Origin of the sequence: Rhodococcus sp. MALMAid1271 (genome assembly GCF_049195265.1) — a bacterium.
Lineage (GTDB): Bacteria > Actinomycetota > Actinomycetes > Mycobacteriales > Mycobacteriaceae > Rhodococcoides.
Genome location: NZ_JBMIRQ010000042.1, coordinates 1 through 509 on the forward strand (window position 1 = coordinate 1; position 509 = coordinate 509).

General features: G+C 63.7%; 1 protein-coding gene. It reads right to left on the bottom strand.

What is annotated here, in order from left to right; genetic code table 11:
• The coding region (locus tag ACOQFP_RS02960; protein WP_421583395.1) for a DUF222 domain-containing protein at positions 1 to 509 on the bottom strand (509 nt) is incomplete at both ends.

Genomic DNA, 509 nt, shown 5'->3' on the forward strand with positions numbered 1-509 from the left:
GTGGCGGTCATGGCGTAGCCGCAGCCGGCGTCGAGGTCTTTCAAGGTCATGGTGATGATGGCGGTGACGGGTAGGCCGCGGTGGGTGCCGAGGGTCCCTGAGGCGAGCGTGTGCCGGAGCGCCAGTTTCAGGGCGTCGTGACAGCGTTCGCGTTGACTGCGCAGATCACGAGCGGCGGCGTCCCGTGCCGCGGTGTCCATCGTTTCATCGTCGCCACTATCACTGGAGTCGGCAGTGTTACTGGATTCGGCAGTGTTACTGGAGTCGGCATTGTTACTGGATCCGGCAGTGTCCTCGGGTGTTGTGTCATCCCACAGGCGTGCATCGCCAATTTCTGCCGGACCGGACGTCGGCTCGGGCTCGGGCGTACTGGACGTGCTGTCGGTGTCGTCGTGCACGACTGATGTGGGGTCTGCGGGGTTGTTCACTCCGGGTTTCGCGGCTTTGGAGAACAGGGCTTCGAGGTAGGCGCGTAGTTCGGGGTCGACGCAGAAGCGTCCTTCCGACAT